This is a genomic window from Streptomyces sp. NPDC126510 (assembly GCF_040302345.1).
Classification (GTDB): domain Bacteria; phylum Actinomycetota; class Actinomycetes; order Streptomycetales; family Streptomycetaceae; genus Streptomyces.
Genome location: NZ_JBEORR010000034.1, coordinates 40160 through 62491, shown reverse-complemented (window position 1 = coordinate 62491; position 22332 = coordinate 40160). Strand labels below are relative to the sequence as shown.

Below are 22332 nucleotides of genomic sequence, written 5' to 3'. Positions count from 1 at the left end.
GTGGGATGTTACTCCGAACGGTTCGCGCTTGCGGGCATCAACGCGCACATCGGGCACGATCTCGCGCTGGCCGTCGTGGACGCCTGCCGTACGCTCGGCTGCGCACCGGTCGATCTGGAGGACGAGTTCGACATGGTGGGCGATCTCCTCGTCTCGCTGGAGGAGCGCATCCGCGACGATCTGATGCCGGGACCCGACTTTTTGCGGATCGCCGACCCGCTGACCCACCTGCTCGGCTCCTGGAGCCTGGAGCGCGCCCGGGACGCCGCGTGGACGGCGGCCCGGGCCCTGTGGGTCCTGCGTGAACTCCCCGATGTCGCGGTCGAGTTCACGGAGCGCCTGGACACGGCGGTGGGCTTCGCGGGGCGCATGCTGCTCACGCCCCTGACCGAGCCCGGGTTCCGCTAGTCCTCGGGCAGCTCGACGGGGGCGATCTCGTCGTAGACGTCGCCGGGGCCCGGGTTGGTCGGGTCGGTCGTGCCGCCCAGGTGGTGCATGACGCCCCAGACGGCGTTGAGGGCGGTCTGGATGGCGCCCTCCGCCCAGCCGGCGGTCCAGGAGATGTCGTCACCGGCGAGGAAGATGCCGCGCTTGTCCTCGGGCAGCCGGTCCTGCATGAAGTGCGTGAACAGGCGCCGCTGGTAGCGGTAGTGGCCGGGCAGGTTGGCCTTGAACGCGCCCATGAAGTAGGGCTCGTTCTCCCAGGAGACCGTCACCGGGTTGCCGATGATGTGCCCCCGGATGTCGACCTTGGGATAGATCTCGCCGAGCGACTTCAGCATGACCTCCATCCGCTCGCTCGCGGACAGCGGCAGCCACTTCAGGCTGTCGTCGCACCAGGTGTAGGAGAGGCAGATGACGGCGGGCTTGTCCGGGCCGTCGTCGAGCAGGTAAGTACCGCGCGTCATACGGTCGGTGAGCGTCATCGACATGACGTCCCGCCCCGTCTCCTCGTCCTTGTCCAGCCAGAACGGCCGGTCGACCGGCACGAAGAGCTTGGAGCTCTCCATGTAGTGCGTGCGCTCGATCGCCGTCCAGTGGTCGATCGGGAAGAGCGAGTCGTCACAGGCGATCTTCGACAGCAGCATCCAGGACTGGGCGGTGAAGATCGCCGCCTGGAAGGTGCGGATGTCGCCGTGCGCGTCGGTCACCGTGATGCGGTTGCCGGCGGTGCGGTGCAGCCGGGTCACGGCCGGGCGGGGCTCGCCGCCCTCGTGCAGGGTCGCGAGCGAGGTCCCGAGCGGCCAGTGGACGATCTTCTGCGGCTCACGCTCCCACAGGCGCAGCGGCAGCTGCTGGGAGCCGCCGACGATGCCGCGGTGGTGGTCGTCGGCCTCGGTGTAGACGACGCGCAGGATCTCCAGGATGGAGTTCGGGAAGTCGGTGTCCCAGCCGCCCGTGCCGAAGCCGACCTGGCCGAAGATCTCACGGTGCCGGAAGGACTTGAACGCCTCGGAGTCGCAGAGGAAGCCGTAGAAGGTCTGGTTGTCGAGCTTCTCGACGAGCCGGGACCAGATCTCGCGGATGCGCGGCACGTCCCGCTCGCGCAGGGCCCGGTTCATGTCGGAGAAGTCGGCGCCCTCCTCCAGGCAGCGGTTCCACGCCTCGGCGACGTCCCGGTAGACCTGCGGCAGGTCGCCGATCGTCTCGGCGTAGTGCGACTCGCCCTTGAGGTCGACGACGGTCGAGGGCGTCGCCTCCGACAGCGGGTTGGGGAACGGCCGCGTCCGAAGACCGACGAGGTCGATGTAGTGCTGCAGGGCCGTGGAGGACGGCGGGAAGCGCATCGCGCCCATCTCGGCGGTGAGGGACTCGTCGCACCCGTCGAAGCCCACCGTGCGCAGCCGGCCGCCTATCTGGTCGGCCTCGTACACGACCGGCTTGAGGCCCATCTTCATCAGCTCGTACGCGGCGACGATGCCGGACAGGCCGCCGCCGATGACCGCGACCTCCGTGCCGTGCCCGGTCGCGGGTATCTGCCCGAGGCCCGCCGGGTGGGCGAGGAAGTCGTCGTAGGCGTACGGGAAGTCCGGGCCGAACATGGTGATCGGCGGCTGCTGCGCGTCAGCGTGCTCGACGGCGTTGGGCACGGTGGACGTCATGGGGTACGGACTCCTTGCACAGATACGAACGGGCGGTTCAGGGGGTCTTCAGACGAGTGAGCCGTACAGGCCGGGCCGCCGGTCCCGCAGATACGGGTTGTTCTCGCGCGATGCGGCGAGGAAGGCCGGGTCGGCGTCGGCGAGCACGAGTTCCTCCCCGCGTCCGGCCCTGGTCCGGGCGACCCCGTCGGGCCCGGCGAGCGTGGACAGCCCCACGAACTCGAACTCGCCCTCCCGGCCGACCCGGTTGACGTACGCGACGTACATCTGGTTCTCGAAGGCACGCACCGGAATCATCGACTCGGCGACGAACTGGAACGGGTGCATCTGCGCGGTCGGGACGACGAGCAGGTCGGTGCCGGCCAGGGCGTGGGCGCGGACGTTCTCCGGGAACTCCACGTCGTAGCAGATCAGGAGGCCTACGCGTACGCCGTCGATCTCGGTCTGGACGACGGGCTGGTCGCCGGGCGTGAAGTGGTCGCGCTCGAAGCAGCCGAAGAGGTGGGTCTTGCGGTAGTTCGCGAGCCGGGTGCCGTCGGCGGAGATCAGCTGGACGGAGTTGAACACGGCCTCGCCGACCCGCTCGGGGTAGCCGTAGGCGATCGCCAGGCCGTGGTTCGTGGCGATCTCGGCGATCGCGTCCGCGCAGTCGCCGTCGGCGGGTTCGGCAAGCCGGCCGATGTCGTCGCCGATCGCGTAGCCGGTCAGGAACATCTCCGCCGTGACGAGCAGCCCGGCGCCCGCGGCAGCGGCCCGGCCCGCGGCCTCGTCGAGGACCTTCAGGTTCTCGGCGGTGGAGCCGGGTCGGCCGGAGCTCTGGAGCAGGGCGGTGCGCATGCGTGATCCTCACCGGGCGGAAGGGGGGTTGGGGGACCTTTGGGGGCCACATAGACGGTACGGGCGGCCGGCCAGGGCGGACAAGCAGGAGCCGTTGCGCGCCGGTGAACGGTTCGTTGCGTGCCTGGAGGCCGCCGCGGCGATTCGTTGCGCCCCTCGGGTCTCACTCCCGCTCCTCCCCGGAGCGCAGCTCCGCGCGGCCTCCCCCGCCGTACGGCGGAGGCGGGATCCCGCCCCTGGCGCGATGTTCCCGCCGCGTCGGGCCGGAAGAGTAAGGGCTGTCCACACGACCTGCGGAAGGAAACGAAATGAAGCGCCGTACGAAGATCGTCGTGCTCGGCTCCGCGCTCCTGCTCACGGCCGGGGTGGCCTCGGCCGCGACCGCGTCGGACGCACCCCGGCCGCCTCGGGAGGCCGCGGCCCTCACCGGTACCGCCAAGCTGTACCGCTCGGACGGGGACGACATCACTTTCTCGTTCGACGCGCACCTGGCCGCGAAGGACACCGCCATCCCGATGCAGGCGACCGGCACCTTCGAGTTCAGCCACTACCTGAACGGCAAGGGCGCCTGGGCGAAGGCGAGGGTCGACTGCCTGGTGACCGGAGGCAAGGTCGCTGTCGTCTCCGGCGTCATCACCGAGTCCGACCTCCCGGGCGCCGAGGGCAGGCGGGTCGGCGTCACCGTCCACGACCTCGGCCGCCACGACCGGCTCGGCTACAGCTGGATGGAGTCGGGCAGTCCTGCCGAAGGGAACGAACCGCCGAAGTGCGCGAGTGTCGCCCCCTTCGAGAAGGTGAAGAAGGGGACGGGCGACTTCACGGTCGTGCCGTGGCAGCCCCAGCTCTAGCCAGGGCCAGCGCCGTCGCCAGGTAGGGAAGGGCGAGTATCGCGAAGACGGTGCTGTGCGCCATGCCGGTGCCGAGCAGCGCGTACACGCCGAACGTGGCGACCGTGGCCAGCTCGGTGCCCAGGCTCGCCACGGAGGTGAGCGTGGCCCGGCGGGAGTCGTCGATACGGTGCTGGAGCCGGGCGTCCGCGAGTACCTCGGCCAGCTGGAACCCGGCGAAGGCGAGGCTCAGGAGGACGACTCCGGTCAGCGAGCGGGCCAGGGCTCCCACCGCGAGGGCGACAGCGGCGCCCGCGAGCAGCACCGCGAGCCCGGTCGTGCCGAGACGCTCGGCCGGGCCGGTGAGGAGGCTGCCGACGGTGACGCCCGCCCAGATCAGCATGACCAGGAAGGGCACCGTCGCCTCGGCGAAGCCGATCTGCCGGATCAGCAGGGGGGTGTACTCGTCGAGTGCGCCCCACACGGCGGCCACGGCCGGGATCAGCAGCACGGCGCCGCGCACCGCACGGTCCCCGCGGACCCCGGCGAACCCGGCCCGCACGGTCGCCGCCCAGCTGTCGTCGGCGCTCTCCGGCCGCACCCGGTGCTCCGGGAGCCGGGTCGCGGTGACGGCGGCCAGCACACAGGCCAGGACACTCGCGGCCCCGACGGCCGGGTAGCCGCCCCGGGCGAGCACGGGCCCCGCCAGGCCGATGGAGGCCACCGTGCCCACCAGCCGCGCGGCCCGGGCCCGGCCCATGACCCGCGCGTACCGGCCGGCGGCACCGAGCCGGTCCAGCTCGTCGTAGATTAGCGCTTCCAGCGCGCCGGAGCCGAGCGCCCCGCCCGCGCCCCACAGTACGAAGCCGGCCGCGAAGGCCCCGTACGAGGGGACGGCCACCCACAGTGCGAAGCCTGCGGCGGTGAGCAGCGGGCCGATCCACAGCAGCCTCCGGCGCGACATGGCGTCGGCCCAGGCGCCGGAGGGCACTTCCAGCACCACCGAGGTGATCGACCACAGGGCGAACAGGGAGGAGATCTGCCAGAGCGACATGCCGGTGTCGGCGAAGAGCAGCGCGTACACCGGGTAGAGCAGGACGAAGTCGTCGAGGAACGCGTAGCCGTACAGCGTGCGCGTCAGACGGCGGGAACCGGCCGCCTGCACGTGTGCGGGTGAGAGTGTCATGAGGCCTTCCCGGAAGGACGGATCGGACGCCGGAGGTACGGCGGCCGAGGCGGTCCTCGGGAGGCACGGCTGGTGGATCAATGTCGCCAGGTCATGACACCCAGGCTAGAGGTGTCGCGTGCACCGGGCCACGGAGTTACGTGGGCGAACCCGACGAGAAGCGCCGCAGCAGCGGCGAGAGCACGAGGACGGACTTGGTCCGCTCGACGAACGGCTCTCCGGCGATCCGTTCCAGGACCCTTTCGAAGTGCCGCATGTCGGAGGCGAAGACCTGGGCGACCGCGTCCGCGTCCCCGGTGACGGTGGACGCGGCCACGACCTCCTGGTAGCGCTCCAGGCCTCGCTGGATGGTCTCCGGGGAGGTGTTCCCGCGGCAGTAGATCTCGACGAACCCCTCGGTCTCCCAGCCCAGGGCGCCCGGGTCCACGCGTACGGTGAAGCCGGTGATGGCTCCGGTGGCCCGCAGCCGGTCCACGCGCCGCTTCACGGCGGGCGCGGACAGGCCGACGAGTGAGCCGATGTCGGCGTAGGAGCGACGGGCGTCCTCGGCGAGGGCGTGCACGATGCGTTCGTCGAGATCGTTCAGCACAGTGGGTCGTTCACTTTTCGGATGGCGCGAGTCGGGATCGGCGGTAGCCGTACAGGAAGTAGAACACGAGCCCGGCGGCCATCCAGACACCGAAGACCACCCAGGTCACGGTCGACAGGCTGCCCATCATCCAGATGCAGAAGGCGAAGCCCAGCGCGGGCAGGACCGGGGAGAGCGGCACCCGGAAGGTGCGCGGCATGTCCGGCCTTGTCCGGCGCAGCACGACGACGGCCACGTTGACGAGCGCGAAGGCGAACAGGGTGCCGATGCTGGTGGCGTCGGCGAGCTGCCCGAGCGGGATCGCGGCGGCCAGGACACCGCAGAACAGCGACACGATCAGGGTGTTGGCGCGGGGGGCGCCGGTCTTCGGGTGGACCTTGGCGAACACCTTCGGCACGAGGCCGTCGCGGGACATGGCGAACAGGATGCGGGTCTGGCCGTACAGCACGGTCAGCACCACGCTCGCGATGGCGATGACGGCACAGAACGCCAGCAGGGTGCCCCAGAAGGTCTGCCCGGTGACCTCGCGCATGATCTGGGCGAGGGCGGCCTCGGAGTCGGTGAAGCCCTTCCAGGGCTTGGCGCCGACCGCGACGGCCGCGACGAGGACGTACAGCGCGGTGACGATGACCAGCGACAGCATGATCGCGCGGGGCAGGTCGCGCTGGGCGTTCTTGGCCTCCTCGCCGGCGGTGGAGGCGGCGTCGAAGCCGATGTAGGAGAAGAACAGCGTGGCGCCGGCGGCGCTGACGCCCGCCATGCCGAGCGGCATGAAGTTCTCGTAGTTGCCGGAGCGGAAGCCCTGGACGCCGATGGCGCAGAACATCACCAGCGCGGCGATCTTCACGACGACCATGACGGTGTTGGCGCGGGCGGACTCGCGGGCGCCGCCCAGCAGGAACGCCATCGCGAGCAGCACGACGATCAGCGCCGGCAGGTTGAACACGCCGCCGTCGCCGGGCGGGGCGGACAGGGCGGCCGGGATGGTCACGCCGATGGTGCCGTCGAGCAGTTCGTTGAGGTACTCGCCCCAGCCGACGGCGACGGCGGCCACCGACACGCCGTACTCCAGGACCAGGCACCAGCCGCATATCCAGGCGATCAGCTCGCCCATCGTTGCGTACGCGTACGAGTACGAGGAACCGGCGACCGGGATGGTGCCGGCCAGCTCGGCGTAGGACAGGGCCGAGAACAGGGCGGTGAGGCCGGCGATCACGAAGGAGAGGGTGACGGCCGGGCCCGCCTTGGGGACGGCCTCGCCGAGCACGACGAAGATGCCGGTGCCGAGCGTGGCGCCGATACTGATCATGGTCAGCTGCCACAGCCCGAGGGTGCGGCGCAGTGACCCACCCTCGCCCTGGCCACCCTCCGCGACCAGGCGTTCCACCGGCTTGCGGCGCATGAGGCGCGCGCCGAAGCCGGGGGGTGCGGAGGCCGCCGTGGGGCCTGGGTTCTGCGGGGGTGCGCCTTGGTCGAGCACGCGCTTGGCTCCTTGTCGCTGCCGGTCAGGGCGGCGGGGACCGCGGGCACCCTTGAGCAGGGACCCACCGAGCGGAGTCCCCGCCACGCCACGTACGAGGCGACAGCCTACGAGCATCGGCGTTGCTGGTGAAATGCAGCAACCTTGCGCGTACATGCAAGATCATTGCGTTCCCCGGGGCGGAGCGGGTGTTCGTTGCACGGCGGCTTTCGTCCGTTGCACGAGGCTTGCTCAGGCGAGCTCTTTCACCAGGAATGTGAGTTCCTCGACGCATTCGTGCGTGAGGCCGTCGCGGTCTTCGTACGACCAGCGGCCGACGTACGCCGCCAGCGGCAGATAACCGAGCCGGGCGTAGAGGGCGGCGGCGCGCGGGTTGTCGTCGGCGACCCCGAGGCCGATGGCCGTACGGCCCTGCTGCCGGGCCAGCTCCTCGGCGGCCCGCACCAGCGCGCTGCCGATTCCGCGCGAGCGCAGCCTCTCGGGCCACACGGTCAGCGCGTTGATCTCCGGGCAGCCGGGCCGTGCCGTACGGACGACCGTGTCGTCGCAGCCGTCCCAGCGCAGCTCCGCGTGTCCCACGGGCCGGCCGTCGAGCCAGCCGAGGAGATACGTGCTCGTGCCCCGCTCCTGGCGGTCGAAGCGGCGCGCGTGGAACGAGGTGGCACCCATGGAGCCGATGCAGCGGTCGAGCAGTGGCACATCGGCGGCCCGGCAGACGGTGATCTCCATGACGTACGACGGTAGGGCGTGCGCCCGCGTGAGGCCCCTGGTTTTTCACCGGGGGCCTCACGCGCGGGAGTCGAGCCGTCAGCTCCAGCTGGCGTGCAGGGGCTTGCCCTCCGCGTAGCCGGCGGCGCTCTGGATGCCGACGATGGCCTTCTCGGCGAACTCCTCCAGGGAGCCGGCACCGGCGTAGGTGCAGGAGGAGCGGACGCCCGCGATGATCGAGTCGATCAGGTCCTCGACGCCCGGGCGGGCCGGGTCGAGGAACATCCGGGAGGTGGAGATGCCCTCCTCGAACAGCGCCTTGCGGGCGCGGTCGTACGCCGACTCCTCCGAGGTGCGGTTGCGCACGGCCCGGGCGGACGCCATACCGAAGGACTCCTTGTAGGCGCGCCCCTGGGCGTCGTGCTGCAGGTCGCCCGGGGACTCGTAGGTGCCGGCGAACCAGGAGCCGACCATCACGTTGGAGGCGCCGGCCGCGAGGGCCATCGCCACGTCGCGGGGGTGGCGGACACCGCCGTCGGCCCATACGTGCTTGCCGTACTTCTTCGCCTCGGCGGCGCACTCCAGGACCGCGGAGAACTGCGGGCGGCCGACGCCGGTCATCATGCGCGTGGTGCACATGGCGCCGGGGCCGACACCGACCTTGACGATGTCCGCACCGGCCTCGATCAGGTCCCGCACACCCGCGGCGGCGACCACGTTGCCCGCGACGATCGGCACCTGCGGGTCGAGGTCGCGCACCAGCTTCAGGGCGCTGATCATCGACTCCTGGTGGCCGTGCGCCGTGTCGATGACGAGCGCGTCGACGCCCGCGTCCAGCAGCTGCTGGGCCTTGCCGGCGACATCGCCGTTGATGCCGACGGCGGCGGCGACGCGCAGCCGCCCCCGGGTGTCCGTGGCCGGCGTGTAGAGCGTGGCACGCAGGGCGCCCTTGCGGGTCAGGATGCCGGCGAGCGTGCCGTCCCCGTTGACCGCGGGGGCGTAGCGGCGGTTGGCGTGGTCGAGGGTGCCGAAGGCCTCGCCCGGGTCCATGTCCGCGTCGATGAGCAGCAGGTCCCGGGACATGACCTCGGCGAGCTGCGTGAAGCGGTCCACGCCGGACAGGTCCGCGTCGGTGACCACGCCGACCGGCTTGTGGTCGCCGTCGACGACGACACCGGCGTTGTGCGCCCGCTTGGGCAGCAGGGCCAGCGCGTCGGCGACCGTCTGGTGCGGCGACAGGATGATCGGGGTGTCCAGCACCAGGTGCCGGCTCTTCACCCACGAGACGACGTCGGTGACCACGTCGTTCGGGATGTCCTGGGGTATCACCACGAGGCCGCCGCGGCGGGCCACGGTCTCGGCCATGCGGCGGCCGGCGATGGCGGTCATGTTGGCGACGACGAGCGGGATGGTCGTGCCCGTGCCGTCCGGGGAGCTGAGGTCGACGGCCTGCCGCGAGCCCACCGAGGAGCGGCTCGGCACCATGAAGACGTCGTCGTACGTCAGGTCGTACCCGGGCTGGATGTCATTGAGGAAACGCACGTGCTGCACATCCCAGTCGATCAGAGGTGACCCCCGGACCGGCCGGCCAGGGGGAAAGAGCACGTACTTCATTCTCCCATGCCACCCGCCCCAGCGACCCCCAGCAGATCATCCAGGCTGGTCAGGGGGCCGCTCGGAGGATTCTCCAAGGCCGAGGGTCACGAACAGCCCCGGGCCGCGGTCCGTCGCCTCGGCGAAGATCTCCTCGGCGACCTGCCACTCGTCGGGCCGCGTCCCGGCGTACGTCCGCCAGCCCTGCACGACGACCAGGAGGCCCCGCTCCCCGGCCCCCTCGGGCCAGAGGGCGGGGTCGGACAGGCAGTCGGCGAGGGCGTCCCAATTGCGGCCGAACCAGTCGGGCAGGGCCAGGTCACGGGCGCAGCGGTCCATGAAGCCCGCCTTGTCCGTGACCCCGCCCAGATCCAGGACGTGCACGATCCGGCCCGCCGGGTCGTGCACGTCGTGCGCCTGGCCGGCCACCCGTCAGGCCCCGTCCGGGTCGGACCGGTTGAGCGCGGACTTCGGCGCCGGTCCGGCCGTCATCAGATAGTCGGCGGCCGACGTGTCCGTCACCAGACTGGTGACGAGCCCGGACCGCAGCACCGCGTCGATCGCGGGCCCCTTGCGCTGCCCGCCGGCGATCGCGACGACCTCGGGGATCCGGCGGAGCTGGTCGGCCTTCACCGTGATGCACCGCTCGCCCAGGTCCCGGCCGACCCGGCGGCCGTCGGCGTCGAAGAGGTGCGCGGACATCTCGGCGGCGACACCGAGGGACGCGTAGTGCGCCCGCTCCTCGTCGCTGAGCATGTCGTGCACCGTGGAGATGCCCGGCTCCCAGGAGCCGATGGAGACACAGGCGACGGTGACCTTGTCGAAGTGCTCGAAGGCCCGGGCGATGCCCGTCTGGTTGCGCAGCGCGGCGGCCGTGGCCGCGTCGGGCAGCAGCATGGGCGCGTAGATGGGGTGGGCGTCCCCGCCGGCCACCTGGGCGGCGCGGCGCACGGCCTCGACCGAGCCGCGCTCGGCGGTCCCGGCGTCGTACACGCCCGTCAACTGCACCACCGTGCACGGCGGCAGCCGGTCGAGCGCCGCCGCCATGTGGATGGTGGAGCGGCCCCAGGCCAGGCCCAGCACATCACCTTCGTCGACCAGTTCGCCGAGCAGGTCGGCGGCCACCTCTCCCAGGTTCTCGGGGTCGGGCGACTCCTCGGCCTCGGCCGGGGACTCGACCACGACGGCGTGCCTGAGGCCGTAGCGGGCGCGGAGCGCGTCCGAGCGCTCGGCGTCCAGCTCCGCAGGCACACGGATCTCGATACGTACGAGATCCCGTTCGAGGGCGGTCTCCAGGACCCGGGCCACCTTGAAGCGGCTGACGCCGAACTCCTCGGCGATCTGGATCTTGGACTTGCCCTCGAGGTAGAAGCGGCGGGCCATGGCCGCCGCCTGCACCAGCTCAGCGGGTCCCATCCGCATGGCTGACCGGCCCGCCGACATACCCGACACGGCGATCTCCTCACTGCTGTTCACACTCTGGATTCGCCGTTCATCCTTGCAGATCCGGCGCGGATGATCAGCCCTGATGAGAGCCGTTCACTTTGCTGTGGCTCAGTGGTCGCAGGCCCAGGAGGCCTTGGCCGTCGTCGCCGCCGCCTGGGTGCGTAGTGCACGTACCGCCTCTGCCGGGTCGTTTGCCCCGTAGACCGCCGATCCGGCCACGAAGACGTCGGCTCCGGCGTCCGCGCACCGCTCGATGGTGGAAGCCGAAACTCCGCCGTCGACCTGGAGCCAGAGCTCGAGTCCGTGCTTGCTGATCAACTCGCGGGTGCGGCGAATCTTCGGAAGCATGATGTCGAGGAAGGCCTGTCCCCCGAAGCCCGGTTCGACCGTCATGATCAGCAGCATGTCGAGCTCGGGGAGCAGGTCCTCGTACGGCTCGATGGGGGTCGCGGGCTTCAGCGCCATGGAGGCGCGGGCGCCCTTGGCGCGGATCTCCCGGGCGAGCCGGACGGGCGCTGCGGCGGCCTCGACGTGGAAGGTGACCGAACCGGCCCCCGCTTCCACGTACTGGGGCGCCCACCGATCGGGGGCCTCGATCATCAGATGGCAGTCCAGCGGGGTGTCCGTCGCACGGGCCAGCGACTCTACGACCGGCACGCCGAGCGTGAGGTTCGGGACGAAATGGTTGTCCATGACGTCGACGTGGAGCCAGTCGGCACCTTCCACGGCCTTCGCCTCGTCCGCGAGGCGGGCGAAGTCTGCGGACAGAATGCTGGGGTTGATCTGCGCGGCCATGACCTAAGACTGCCATGCCCCGCGGGGGTTGTGAGCATCGGACCCCGGTGGTCTGTCGGGTGCGGGACTCATGTGGCTTGTCGCGCCCACGCGGCGGAGCCGCACATGTCACAGCCCCGCGCCCCTCATGGGGCGTCTTCGCGGAGGGAGACGCCATGAAGCAGGGCGTCGCGCATCTCGTCTGCGGGCGGCGGGCCAAGTGGCTCGTGCTGGTCTTCTGGGTGATCGTGCTGGTCGTCGCCGCACCACTCGCCATGAAGCTCACCGACGCGCAGGACAACGACGCCGCGTCCTGGCTGCCGGGGTCCGCCGAGTCGACGCAGGTGCTGCAGATCTCCGAGGACTTCCGGCCGGAGCAGATCCCCGCGGTGGTCGTCTACGCGCGGGACAGCGGCCTGACGCCGCAGGACCGTGCGGAGATCGCCGAGGACGTGCGGCAGCTGAAGCAGCTCGGCGACCACGGCATCATCGGTGAGCAGACGCGCGGGCCGGTGTTCGACCGGCAGGTCGATCCGCGGGCGGCGCAGGTCTTCGTGCCGATCCTGATGGACGAGGAGGGCTGGGAGCGGATCTCACCGGCCGTGGACTCCATCCGCGACGACGTCGGTACGGGCGGCGACGAGCTGTCCGTGCACATCACGGGCCCGGGCGGCACGTCGGCGGACTTCGCCGAGGCCTTCGAGGGCATCGACTCGACCCTGCTGCTCTCGGCGATGGCGGTCGTCGTCGTGATGCTGCTCATCACCTACCGCAGCCTGACCCTGCTGCTGGTCCCCCTGATCGCGGTGGTCTGCGCCCTGTTCACCGCCCAGGCACTGATCTACCTGCTGGCCGAGCACGGCGGCCTGACGGTCAACGGCCAGAGCGCCGGCATCCTCACGGTGCTGGTCTTCGGGGCGGGGACGGACTACGCCCTGCTGCTGGTGGCCCGCTACCGGGAGGAACTGCGCCGGCACGAGGACCGGCACGAGGCGATGGCCCTGGCCCTGCACCGCGCCGGCCCGGCCGTGCTCGCCTCCGGCGCGACGGTCGTGCTGAGCATGCTGGTCCTGCTGGCCGCCGAGATGAACTCCACGAGCGGCCTGGGCCCCGTGGCCGCGATCGGTGTCGCCGTCGCCCTGGTGGCCATGATGAGCCTGTTCCCGGCCCTGCTGGTGATCTTCGGCCGGTGGATCTTCTGGCCGGTGGTGCCGCGCTACGGGACGCCCGACCCGACCGAGCGCGGCGTCTGGGCCCGCACGGGACGCCGTATCGCCCGCCGCCCGCGGATGATCTGGGCCGTGACGGCGCTCGCGCTGGCGGTCTGCTCGCTGGGGTTGATCCAGCTGCGCGCGGAGGGCATCGGGAACGCGGACGCGTTCACCGGGAAACCCGACTCGATCACCGGCCAGGAGGTGTCGGCGCGCTACTTCCCGGCGGGCAGCGGCGACCCCCTGGTCATCGTCGGCAACCAGGCGCAGGCCGTGCAGGTGGGCCGTACCGTCGCCGGGACGCCGGGCGTGGTCCCCCAGTCCCTCGGTCTGCCGCCCGGCACCAGACCGGCCTTCGAGGGCAAGGTCCTCTTCGAGGCCACCATGACCGCCCCGTCGGACAGCGAGGCCGCCAAACAGACGGTGGAGCGGGTGCGGGACGCCGTGCACGCGGTACCGGACGCGGACGCCAAGGTGGGCGGCGGTACGGCGGCCCTGCTGGACATGGACGAGGCGACCCGGCACGACAACGTGCTGATCATCCCGCTGGTGCTGGTGGTCGTCCTGCTGATCCTGTGCGGTCTGCTGCGCGCTCTGGTCGCCCCTCTGCTGCTCGTCGGGACGGTGATCCTGTCCTTCGCGGCGGCGCTCGGCATCAGCGCGCTCGCGTTCCGGTACGTCTTCGACTACGCGGGCGAGGCGACCGACTTCCCGCTGTTCGTCTTCGTGTTCCTGGTCGCCCTGGGCATCGACTACAACATCTTCCTGACCACCCGCGTCCGCGAGGAGGCGGCCCGCCAGGGCACCAGACCGGGCGTGGTCACGGGCCTCGCCGCCACCGGCGCGGTCATCACCTCCGCCGGGCTGGTCCTGGCCGGTACCTTCGCCGCCCTCGGCACCCTCCCGATGGTCGCCTTCGCCGAGATCGGCTTCACGGTCGCCCTCGGCGTCCTCATCGACACCTTCGTCGTCCGCTCGGTCCTGGTGACCTCGCTGTTCCTGGACGTCGGGCCGAAGGTGTGGTGGCCGCACCGGTTGGCCCGCCACGATGGCGGCACACCGGACCGGGCGGCCGTGGCCGCGGGGGTCAGCCGGTCCGGCGAATGAGCGCCAGATACATCGCGTCGGTCCCGTGCAGATGCGGCCACAACTGCACGTCGGGCCCCTCGCCGAGGTCCGGTACGCCGGGCAGCAGCGGCCGGGCGTCCACGAGGTCGGTGTCCGGGTGCTGCTTGAGCACGTCGGCGACGACGGCCCGGGTCTCGGCGAGGTGCGGCGAGCAGGTCGCGTAGCCCACGACACCGCCGATCCGCACCGACTCCAGGGCGGTGCGCAGCAACCCGCGTTGGAGCGGCGCGAAGCCCTCCAGGTCCTCGGGGCGGCGCCGCCAGCGTGCCTCTGGGCGGCGGCGCAGGGCACCGAGGCCCGTGCACGGCACGTCGACCAGCACCCGGTCGAAGCTGCCGGGCTGCCACGCAGGGCGCGTCCCGTCGGCGGCGATCACCTGGTAGGGCCCGGGATTGCCGTCCAGCGCCTTCGCGACGAGGCCCGCGCGATGGGTCTGCTTCTCGGAGGCGACGAGCAGGGCGCCCCGCTCGGCGGCCAGCGCGCCGAGCAGCGCGGCCTTGCCGCCGGGCCCCGCGCATCCGTCCAGCCAGCGCCGGTCGGGCCCGTCCAGGGGCGCGTTGGCGAGGGCGATCGCGACGAGTTGGCTGCCCTCGTCCTGCACACCCGCGCGCCCGTCCCGCACGGCCGCGATGGCACCCGGCTCCCCGCCCTCCGTCAGCCGCACCGCATAGGGCGACCAGCGGCCCGGCACGGCGGCGTCCTCGTCGAGCAGTTCCTCCGCGGTGGCCCGCCCGGGCCGCGCCACGAGCGTCACCTCGGGCCGGTCGTTGTCGGCGCGCAGCAGCTCCTCGACCCCGTCGCGCCCGCCGCCGAGGGAGTCCCACAGCGCGGACACGACCCACCGCGGATGGGAGTGGACGACGGAGAGATGATCCTCGGGATCCTCGTCGTAGGGGGGCGCGACCCGCTCCAGCCAGCCGTCCAGATCGTCCTGCGCGACCTTGCGCAGGACGGCGTTGACGAACTTCGCCCGCCCGTCGCCGAGCACGACCCGCGCGAGCTCGACGGTGGCGGACACCGCCGCGTGCGTCGGGATGCGGGTGCCGAGCAACTGGTGCGCGCCGAGGCTCAGCACATCCAGCACCGGCGGGTCGACCTCCCCGAGCGGCCGGTCCACGCAGGACGACAGCACCGCGTCGTATGTCCCCTGCCGACGCAGCGTGCCGTACACCAGCTCGGTGGCGAGCGCGGCGTCCCGGGCGTCGAAGTCGTCGTTCTCCCGCGCCTTGCGCAGCAGCGGGGGCAGGACGAGGTTGGCGTAGGCGTCCCGCTCGTCCACGGCCCTCAGTGCCTCGAAGGCGAGGATGCGGACGGGGTCCTTCTTGGGCCTGCGGTAGGGCTTGCCTGACGTGCGGGCTCGACGGGGCTGTTCGCTCACGAAAAAGGTGCTCCGGTGGTGAGAAGAAGTGCGCCGTCCAGCCTACGCCGCCGGGTGCGGTCGGGAGCCGGCAGCGGGGTGCCGGGCGGCGTGCGGGGCCATGCCCCGGCTCATCGTCCGAGCTGCTCGCCCTCGCCGATCCGCACCCCGCGCGCCCAGTCCGCCGCCCGCATCGGCTTCTTGCCCTGGGCCTGCACCCACAGCAGCTCGACGCCGTACGAGCCGGTGCCGGCGTACACGTTGTTCTTCCCGGCGGCGATCTGCCCCGGGGCGAGGTCCGTCCGGTCGGGCACGGGGGTGACCTGGATGAGCTTGAGCCGCTCACCGCGGAACGTGGTCCAGGCGCCGGGGGCCGGGGTGCAGCCCCGCACCATCCGGTCGACCCGCAGCGCGGGCGCGCTCCAGTCCAGGTGCGCGTCCTCGACGTTGACCTTGGGAGCGAGGCTGATCCCGTCGGCCGGCTGCGGTACGGCCTTCAGCGTGCCGTCCTCGATGCCGTCCATGGTCGCCGCGAGCAGCCCGGCACCGGCGAAGGCGAGCCGCGTCAGCAGGTCCCCGCTGGTGTCGGTGGCCCGGATCTCCTCCGTCACCGTCCCGTATACGGGGCCGGAGTCGAGTCCCTCCTCGATCAGGAAGGTGGACGCCCCGGTGATCTCGTCGCCGGCCATGATGGCGTGCTGCACGGGCGCGGCACCGCGCCAGGCCGGCAGCAGGGAGAAGTGCAGGTTGACCCAGCCGTGCGCGGGGATGTCGAGGGCCACCCGGGGCAGCAGCGCCCCGTAGGCGACGACGGGGCAGCAGTCCGGCCCGATCTCCCGCAGCCTCTCCAGGAACTCGGGGTCCTTCGGCTTCACGGGCTTCAGCACCTCGATCCCGGCCTCCTCCGCCCGCTCGGCGACGGGCGACGCGACGAGCCTGCGTCCGCGCCCGGCCGGCGCGTCGGGCCGCGTGACGACGGCGGCCACCTCGTGCCGCCCGGAGGCGAGCAGAGCGTCCAGAGCGGGAACGGCGACCTCGGGTGTACCGGCGAAGACGAGCTTCATGGGGTGGTGGGGGCCTCTCGGGGGCGGGGATCGACAACGGGCAACGCCCAAGTCTATGAGCCGGGAAGGGAAAGCCGCCGACGGCGCTCGGCCCCCACCCGAGACCCGGGCCTGCCGGCTGACAGCTACGGGCGGTGCGCGGGCGGGAGACACGGGCCGATGGCCGAAGGCCGAGGCGCACACCCCGCCCGGACAGGCGCACGCATGCAATCCCACGCCCCCACCCCGTGACCCGCGGAGCGAATCCGCGTTGGTCAAGACAGAGTTGACCACAACGGGCCGCGATCGCGGCCCATTCCTTTCAACGCCGGTTCGAGAGGCTTGTTCATGGCCGACCACGCAACCCACGACGCCCAGGCTCGGGCCAGCCTGCACTTGCTGGTGCGGGACATCGAGCGGGTCCGCCGGCAGGTGGACGCACTGCGCACCCTCACCGCCCAGTTGGGCAACGTCTACCGCCCGCGCCGCTCCGGCCCCTCCACGGGCTTCGTCGTCTACGGACGCGCTCCCGCCCCGACGGTACGTCTCGCCCAGGAGCTGCGGGACAGTGTCGAGACCCTCGTCACCGCGGCCGTGGACTTCGACCGCTCACTCGGCTTCTCGTGGGACGCGGTGGGCTCCGCGCTCGGAGTCACCAAGCAGGCGGTCCACCGCCGTTACGGCGCCCGTCGCGCCACGGCCCAGCCGGCCGTGCCCGAGCCCGAGCGCACGCCGGAGCCGACGGTCGGCCGCTCGGTCAGTGTGACGACCGGCCTGACCCCGGTTCCGACGGTCCCCGCTGCCCGTTCCATGCCCACGCAGCCGACGGCCGGCAGCCCTTCTCTCCGCGACGAGGTCAGGCCGACGGCCTTCCCGGGCCCGCGCAACGGCTGACGCACGGATCCTCTGCCCCGCCCTCTCGGACCACTTCCGGGAGGGCGGCCGCGTATCCGGACGGACCCGCCGGACGACTCCCGTGGCCACCTGCAGCACCTGTCCCGGCCTCGGCGGCGCCGACCGTTCCATCACCCGCAGCAACTCCTTCTGCCGGGCGCCGGTTCCGTTCTCGTGCCGGCCCCATCCTCGTGCCGGCCCGATGCGACGCTCACCCGATGTCGGGCGGATCGATCCGCACCCAGACCCCGGCACCGGTTCCCGCCCCACCGCCGCTCCCCCGGGCCATCCGCGCGGCCTGCGCGGCCTTGAGCGCGGCGGCCAGCGCGGCGCCGCTGCCCGGCGGCACCCTCAGCAGCGCCCGCTCCCACTGCTCGCCGGGCGGCGGCGCCCCCGCCCGGCGCGGTCGCCCGGGCGCGGGGACGGGCAACGGCACCGGCCCCAGCACCTCGGCCTCGGGCGGCAGTTCGGCCGCACGGAGGAATTCGGCCACCGCATCCGGCGGGCCCGACACGGCCGCCATCCGCGACACCGGCGGAAACCCCAGCTCGGCCCGCTCGGCGAGTTCCCGCACCGCGTGCCCCACGGGATCCCAGCGGACGAGCGCCTGCACGGGCCGCAGCGTCGGCTCGGCCACGACGACCACCGTGCCCCCGGCCGACTGCGGCCGGACGAGGGACGCGGCCGCGATCCACCGCCGCAACGCGTCCTCCCCGGCCCGCAGGTCGGGCCGCCCGAGCATGGCCCACCCGTCGAGCAGCAGCGCCGCCGCGTACCCGCCCTCGGCGACGGGTTCGGCCCCCGGCGTGCTCACGACCAGCGCGGGCGCGCCCGGCACCGTGTCGAGCACGTGCTCCCGCCCGGAGGTGCGTACCGGAACGGCCGGGAAGGCTCGGCCCAGTTCCTCGGCGGTCCGCCGGGCCCCGACGACCGAGGCGCGCAGGCGGAAGGAACCGCAGTCGGGGCAGTGCCAGCCGCTCTCCTCGCGTCCGCACCACCCGCAGTTCAGGGCACCGCCGTCCGGCGCCTCAAGCGGCCCGGAGCAGTGCCGGCAGCGGGCGGGCGCCCGGCAGGCGGCGCACGCCATGCGCGGGACGTACCCCCGGCGCGGCACCTGCACCAGCACCGGGCCGTGCCGCAGGCCGTCCCTGACGGCCTGCCAGGCGAGGGTCGGCAGCCGGGCGGCGCGGGCGGCCTCGTCACGGGCGAGATCCTGGTCCCCGACGGTCCGGACTAGCGGAGCGGCCCCCCGCACTTGGTCCCGCCCCGCGACGAGCGGCCGCGCCCAGCCGCTCTCGACGAGCTGGGCGGCCTCCACGGTGCAGCCCCAGCTCCCCAGCAGGAAACCGCACTTGTCCTGGGCGGCCCGCAGCAGGAGCACCTCACGGGCGTGGGGCTGCGGGGCGTGCTGCTCGCTGTGGCTGTCGTCGCCGTCGTCCCAGAGGGCGACCAGGCCGAGGTCCTGGACGGGCGCGAACATGGCGGCCCGGGTCCCGATCACCGCCCGTACGGAACCGCGCCGCACCGCGAGCCACTGCGCGTACCGCTTCTCGGGGCCGGCGTCGGCGGTGAGGACCGCGTGCCGCCCCGTTCCCAGCAGGGAGGTCAGGGCGGCGTCGACCCGTGCGACCGCCCGTCCGTCGGGCAGGACGGCGAGCGCCCCTCGCCCGGAGGCCAGCGTCGCGGCGACGGCCCGGGCCAGCTCCTCACTCCACTGGGGCCCGGGCAGCGCGTTCCACACGGCCCGGGGCGCTCCGCCGGACACCAGGGACTCCAGGAAGGCGGGCCCTCGCTCGTAGCGCTGCCAGCTTCCGGCTTCGGGCGCCGGGGGCGGTGGCAGCGGGTCGGGTGAGGGCCGCTGCTCGGCTCGGGCGTTGCGCGGTGGGACGGCGAGCTGCAGGACGTCGGCGAGGCTGCCCGCGTACCGGTCGGCGACCGCCCGGGCCAGCCCCAGCAGTTCCTCGCTCAGCACCCGCTCGGGCGACACGACCTGGGCGAGGGCGGCCAGCGGCCCGGAGTAGTCGGACTCGGCCAGCCGCTCGACGAGGAACCCGTCGATCAGCCCGCCTCCCTCGCGCCGCCCTTCGCGCACGCGATGCCGCCCGGCCCCGAACCGGACCCGCACGCGCACACCCGGCTGGGCGTCCGCGTCCAGCTCCTCGGGCACGGCGTAGTCGAAGTACCGGTCGAGATGGAGCACGCCCTTGTCGACGAGGACCCGCGCGACGGGCAGCTCCTCGGCGAGCGCGGCCCCCCGCCAGGTCCGCGGCTTGGCCCGGGGTGTTTTCGCCTTGCGCACACTGTCCCGGATGAGCGCGAGCTGCTCGGGCGGCGCACCCTCCGCGCCCCCACCCGTCTGTTCGTTCTCGCTGCTCACGCTTGCATTCTTACCAAACCCCACTGACAACCGGCGGTTCCCGGGAGGGCCTCCGGGACACGGCGAAGCCCGGCCCCCAAGGGACCGGGCCTCACATCCGGGAACTTACAGCCCCGCGGCCTTGCGCAGTGCGTCCACGCGGTCCGTCCGCTCCCACGTGAAGTCGGGGAGCTCGCGGCCGAAGTGGCCGTACGCCGCGGTCTGGGAGTAGATCGGGCGGAGCAGGTCGAGGTCGCGGATGATGGCGGCCGGGCGGAGGTCGAAGACCTCGTCGATCGCCTTCTCGATCTTCTCCGTGTCGATCTTGGCGGTGCCGAAGGTCTCGACGAACAGACCCACCGGCTCGGCCTTGCCGATCGCGTACGCGACCTGGACCTCGCACCGGGTGGCCAGACCCGCGGCGACCACGTTCTTCGCGACCCAGCGCATCGCGTACGCGGCGGAGCGGTCGACCTTGGACGGGTCCTTGCCGGAGAACGCGCCACCGCCGTGACGGGCCATGCCGCCGTAGGTGTCGATGATGATCTTGCGGCCGGTCAGACCGGCGTCACCCATCGGGCCGCCGATCTCGAAGCGGCCGGTGGGGTTGACCAGGAGACGGTAGTTCTCCGTGTCGAGCTTGATGCCCTCGTCCAGCAGCGCCTTCAGCTCCGGCTCGACGACGAACTCCTTGATGTCCGGAGCCAGCAGCGAGTCCAGGTCGATGTCGGAGGCGTGCTGCGAGGAGACGACGACGGTGTCCAGACGGACCGCCTTGTCGCCGTCGTACTCGATGGTGACCTGCGTCTTGCCGTCCGGGCGCAGGTAGGGGATGGTGCCGTTCTTGCGCACGTCGGACAGTCGCTTCGACAGCCGGTGGGCCAGGAAGATCGGCAGCGGCATCAGCGTCGGCGTCTCGTCCGTCGCGTAGCCGAACATCAGGCCCTGGTCGCCGGCGCCCTGCTTGTCGAGCTCGTCCTCATCACCCTCGACACGGGACTCGTACGCCGTGTCCACGCCCTGGGCGATGTCCGGAGACTGTGCGCCGATGGACACCGAGACGCCGCAGGACGCGCCGTCGAAGCCCTTCTTGGAGGAGTCGTAGCCGATCTCGAGGATCTTGTTGCGGACCAGCGTCGCGATGTCCGCGTACGTCTTGGTCGTGACCTCGCCGGCCACGTGCACCAGGCCGGTCGTGATCAGGGTCTCGACGGCGACCCGGGAGGACGGGTCCTCGCGCAGGAGCGCGTCGAGAATGGTGTCGCTGATCTGGTCAGCGATCTTGTCGGGGTGACCCTCGGTCACGGACTCCGAGGTGAAAAGGCGACGGGACACAACGCTCCCTGAGGTTGCAGCGGCTGCTGGCTGATCATTGGCGGACGGCGGGGGCTGCACCCGGCGCCGTCCGTGGAACAGTTTACGGGTCACGCTTCGGCCACGGCCCCCCTGTCTCGCCACTCGGGAGTGCTGTGACCTGCGGCACGGGCATTCTGCCCAATGGCGAGCGGCGTTGGCCAGAGGCGCCACGCCCGGGCCCACCCGTTTTCGAGCGGGTACACGACGATCGGACATCGGCGGGTGGGCGGCGACCGGGCCTCAGCGCAGGCGTTCGGCCACCAGGTCCCACACCGTTTCGGCCAGGGCTTCCTTGGGGCCGTGCGGCACGGCGGTCTCGCTGCCGTCGGCGCCGAGCACGACCGCCTCGTTCTCCTCGGAACCGAAAGTCTTGCGCTCCCCCACCTCGTTCACGACCAGCAGGTCACAGCCCTTGCGCTTGAGCTTGGCGCGGCCGTTGGCGAGGACGTCGTCCGTCTCCGCGGCGAAGCCGACGATCACCTGTCCGGCGCGGGCCCGGTCCGCGGAGATCTCCGCGAGGATGTCCGGATTCCGCACCAGGGTGATCGGCTCCGGCTCCTGGCCGTCCTTCTTCTTGATCTTCCCCGCCGCGTATGCCGCCGGACGGAAGTCCGCGACCGCGGCCGCCATCACCACGGCGTCGGCGTCGGGCGCGGCGCCCAGCACCGCCTCGCGCAGCTGCACGGCGGTGCCGACCGGGACGACGTCGACGCCCGCCGGGGCGGGCAGGGTGCTGTTGGCCGCGATCAGCGTGACGCGGGCGCCGCGGGCGGCGGCGGTGCGGGCGAGGGCGTAGCCCTGCTTGCCGGAGGAGCGGTTGCCCAGGAAGCGGACGGGGTCCAGGGGCTCGCGGGTGCCGCCGGCGCTGACGACGACATGACGGCCCTTGAGGTCGGGCTCGGCGACGCCCCGGGCCAGCACACGGCGGCAGACCTCGAAGATCTCGCCCGGGTCGGGCAGCCGGCCCTTGCCGGTGTCGACGCCGGTGAGGCGGCCCACGGCCGGCTCGATGACGAGGGCGCCGCGGCGGCGCAGTGTCGCCACGTTCTCCTGGGTGGCCGGGTGCTCCCACATCTCCGTGTGCATGGCGGGCGCGAAGACCACCGGGCAGCGGGCGGTGAGCAGCGTGTTGGTGAGGAGGTCGTCGGCGAGGCCGTGGGCCGCCTTGGCGAGCATGTCGGCGGTGGCGGGGGCGACGACGACCAGGTCGGCGTGCTGCCCGATGCGGACGTGCGGGACCTCGTGCACGTCGTCCCACACCTCGGTGGAGACGGGGTTGCCGGAGAGCGCGGACCAGGTGGCGGCGCCGACGAAGTGCAGCGCGGAGGCGGTGGGCACCACGCGCACGTCGTGGCCCGACTCCGTCAGCCGCCGCAGCAGCTCACAGGCCTTGTACGCGGCGATGCCCCCGCTGACCCCCAGAACGACCTTCGGCTTGTCCACGT

At 72.3% G+C, this 22332-nt stretch carries 18 protein-coding genes and 1 pseudogene; 4 read left to right on the top strand and 15 right to left on the bottom strand.

Annotated features, from left to right (window positions below; all coding sequences use genetic code 11):
* Window positions 1-18: 18 nt before the first annotated feature.
* A pseudogene (locus ABTX60_RS35050) lies at window positions 19-408 on the top strand (DUF5995 family protein); the annotation flags it as partial.
* Here the strand turns inward: ABTX60_RS35050 and ABTX60_RS35045 are convergent.
* Both ABTX60_RS35045 and ABTX60_RS35040 read right to left on the bottom strand, forming a co-directional pair.
* Window positions 405-2102, bottom strand: coding sequence for a flavin monoamine oxidase family protein (locus tag ABTX60_RS35045; RefSeq protein ID WP_352101063.1), 1698 nt, complete (start codon window positions 2100-2102; stop codon window positions 405-407). The pseudogene ABTX60_RS35050 and the gene ABTX60_RS35045 sit on opposite strands and share 4 nt — an antisense overlap.
* A 48-nt stretch (window positions 2103-2150) precedes the next feature.
* Complete coding sequence (locus ABTX60_RS35040; protein ID WP_352101062.1) at window positions 2151-2939, bottom strand: carbon-nitrogen hydrolase family protein; 789 nt, start codon at window positions 2937-2939, stop codon at window positions 2151-2153.
* A gap of 308 nt (window positions 2940-3247) precedes the next feature.
* On the opposite strand from ABTX60_RS35040, the gene ABTX60_RS35035 reads away from it, so the two are divergent.
* A complete protein-coding gene (locus ABTX60_RS35035) occupies window positions 3248-3787 on the top strand; it encodes a Repetin (RefSeq protein ID WP_352101061.1) in 540 nt (179 codons plus the stop codon).
* Here ABTX60_RS35035 and ABTX60_RS35030 read toward each other — a convergent pair.
* The 8 genes from ABTX60_RS35030 to rpe all read right to left on the bottom strand — a co-directional run bounded on the left by ABTX60_RS35030 (window position 3756) and on the right by rpe (window position 11563).
* Window positions 3756-4952, bottom strand: a complete 1197-nt coding sequence (locus tag ABTX60_RS35030) for an MFS transporter (protein WP_352101060.1) — start codon at window positions 4950-4952, stop codon at window positions 3756-3758. The two genes, ABTX60_RS35035 and ABTX60_RS35030, sit on opposite strands and share 32 nt — an antisense overlap.
* A 136-nt stretch (window positions 4953-5088) precedes the next feature.
* Window positions 5089-5541: an Lrp/AsnC family transcriptional regulator gene (locus ABTX60_RS35025; RefSeq protein ID WP_352101059.1), complete on the bottom strand. Its 453-nt coding sequence runs from the start codon at window positions 5539-5541 to the stop codon at window positions 5089-5091.
* A gap of 10 nt (window positions 5542-5551) precedes the next feature.
* Complete coding sequence (locus ABTX60_RS35020) at window positions 5552-7021, bottom strand: amino acid permease (RefSeq protein WP_352101058.1); 1470 nt, start codon at window positions 7019-7021, stop codon at window positions 5552-5554.
* Between the two features lie 231 nt (window positions 7022-7252).
* A complete protein-coding gene (locus tag ABTX60_RS35015; RefSeq protein WP_352101057.1) occupies window positions 7253-7750 on the bottom strand; it encodes a GNAT family N-acetyltransferase in 498 nt (165 codons plus the stop codon).
* Window positions 7751-7828: 78 nt separating this feature from the next.
* A complete protein-coding gene (locus ABTX60_RS35010) occupies window positions 7829-9271 on the bottom strand; it encodes a GuaB1 family IMP dehydrogenase-related protein (protein WP_352101056.1) in 1443 nt (480 codons plus the stop codon).
* Window positions 9272-9379: 108 nt separating this feature from the next.
* Entirely contained in the window at window positions 9380-9751 is a 372-nt protein-coding gene (locus tag ABTX60_RS35005) for a barstar family protein (protein WP_352101055.1), read from the bottom strand.
* Window positions 9752-9754: 3 nt separating this feature from the next.
* The gene (locus tag ABTX60_RS35000; protein ID WP_352101054.1) at window positions 9755-10798 is read right to left on the bottom strand and encodes a sugar-binding transcriptional regulator; all 1044 of its coding nucleotides are present in this window, start codon (window positions 10796-10798) and stop codon (window positions 9755-9757) included.
* A gap of 78 nt (window positions 10799-10876) precedes the next feature.
* Entirely contained in the window at window positions 10877-11563 is a 687-nt protein-coding gene (gene rpe, locus ABTX60_RS34995; protein ID WP_352101053.1) for a ribulose-phosphate 3-epimerase, read from the bottom strand.
* Window positions 11564-11718: 155 nt separating this feature from the next.
* On the opposite strand from rpe, the gene ABTX60_RS34990 reads away from it, so the two are divergent.
* Window positions 11719-13860 carry an MMPL family transporter gene (locus ABTX60_RS34990; protein ID WP_352101052.1) on the top strand — a complete coding sequence of 714 codons (2142 nt, stop codon included), beginning with the start codon at window positions 11719-11721 and terminating at the stop codon, window positions 13858-13860.
* On the opposite strand, the gene ABTX60_RS34985 is transcribed toward ABTX60_RS34990, so the two are convergent.
* Window positions 13841-15259 (bottom strand): RsmB/NOP family class I SAM-dependent RNA methyltransferase, encoded by a 1419-nt coding sequence (locus tag ABTX60_RS34985; protein ID WP_352101051.1) that lies wholly within the window; start codon window positions 15257-15259, stop codon window positions 13841-13843. The two genes, ABTX60_RS34990 and ABTX60_RS34985, sit on opposite strands and share 20 nt — an antisense overlap.
* A gap of 110 nt (window positions 15260-15369) precedes the next feature.
* The gene (fmt, locus tag ABTX60_RS34980) at window positions 15370-16302 is read right to left on the bottom strand and encodes a methionyl-tRNA formyltransferase (protein ID WP_352101050.1); all 933 of its coding nucleotides are present in this window, start codon (window positions 16300-16302) and stop codon (window positions 15370-15372) included.
* 327 nt (window positions 16303-16629) lie between these two features.
* Here fmt and ABTX60_RS34975 point away from each other — a divergent pair, with 327 nt between their 5' ends.
* Window positions 16630-17175 (top strand): hypothetical protein, encoded by a 546-nt coding sequence (locus ABTX60_RS34975; protein ID WP_352101049.1) that lies wholly within the window; start codon window positions 16630-16632, stop codon window positions 17173-17175.
* Between the two features lie 211 nt (window positions 17176-17386).
* On the opposite strand, the gene ABTX60_RS34970 is transcribed toward ABTX60_RS34975, so the two are convergent.
* The 3 genes from ABTX60_RS34970 to coaBC form a co-directional block, all read right to left on the bottom strand.
* A complete protein-coding gene (locus tag ABTX60_RS34970; protein ID WP_352101048.1) occupies window positions 17387-19552 on the bottom strand; it encodes a primosomal protein N' in 2166 nt (721 codons plus the stop codon).
* 105 nt (window positions 19553-19657) lie between these two features.
* Entirely contained in the window at window positions 19658-20866 is a 1209-nt protein-coding gene (gene metK / locus ABTX60_RS34965) for a methionine adenosyltransferase (protein WP_104778803.1), read from the bottom strand.
* Between the two features lie 261 nt (window positions 20867-21127).
* Window positions 21128-22330: a bifunctional phosphopantothenoylcysteine decarboxylase/phosphopantothenate--cysteine ligase CoaBC gene (coaBC, locus tag ABTX60_RS34960; RefSeq protein ID WP_352101047.1), complete on the bottom strand. Its 1203-nt coding sequence runs from the start codon at window positions 22328-22330 to the stop codon at window positions 21128-21130.
* Window positions 22331-22332: the final 2 nt, after the last annotated feature.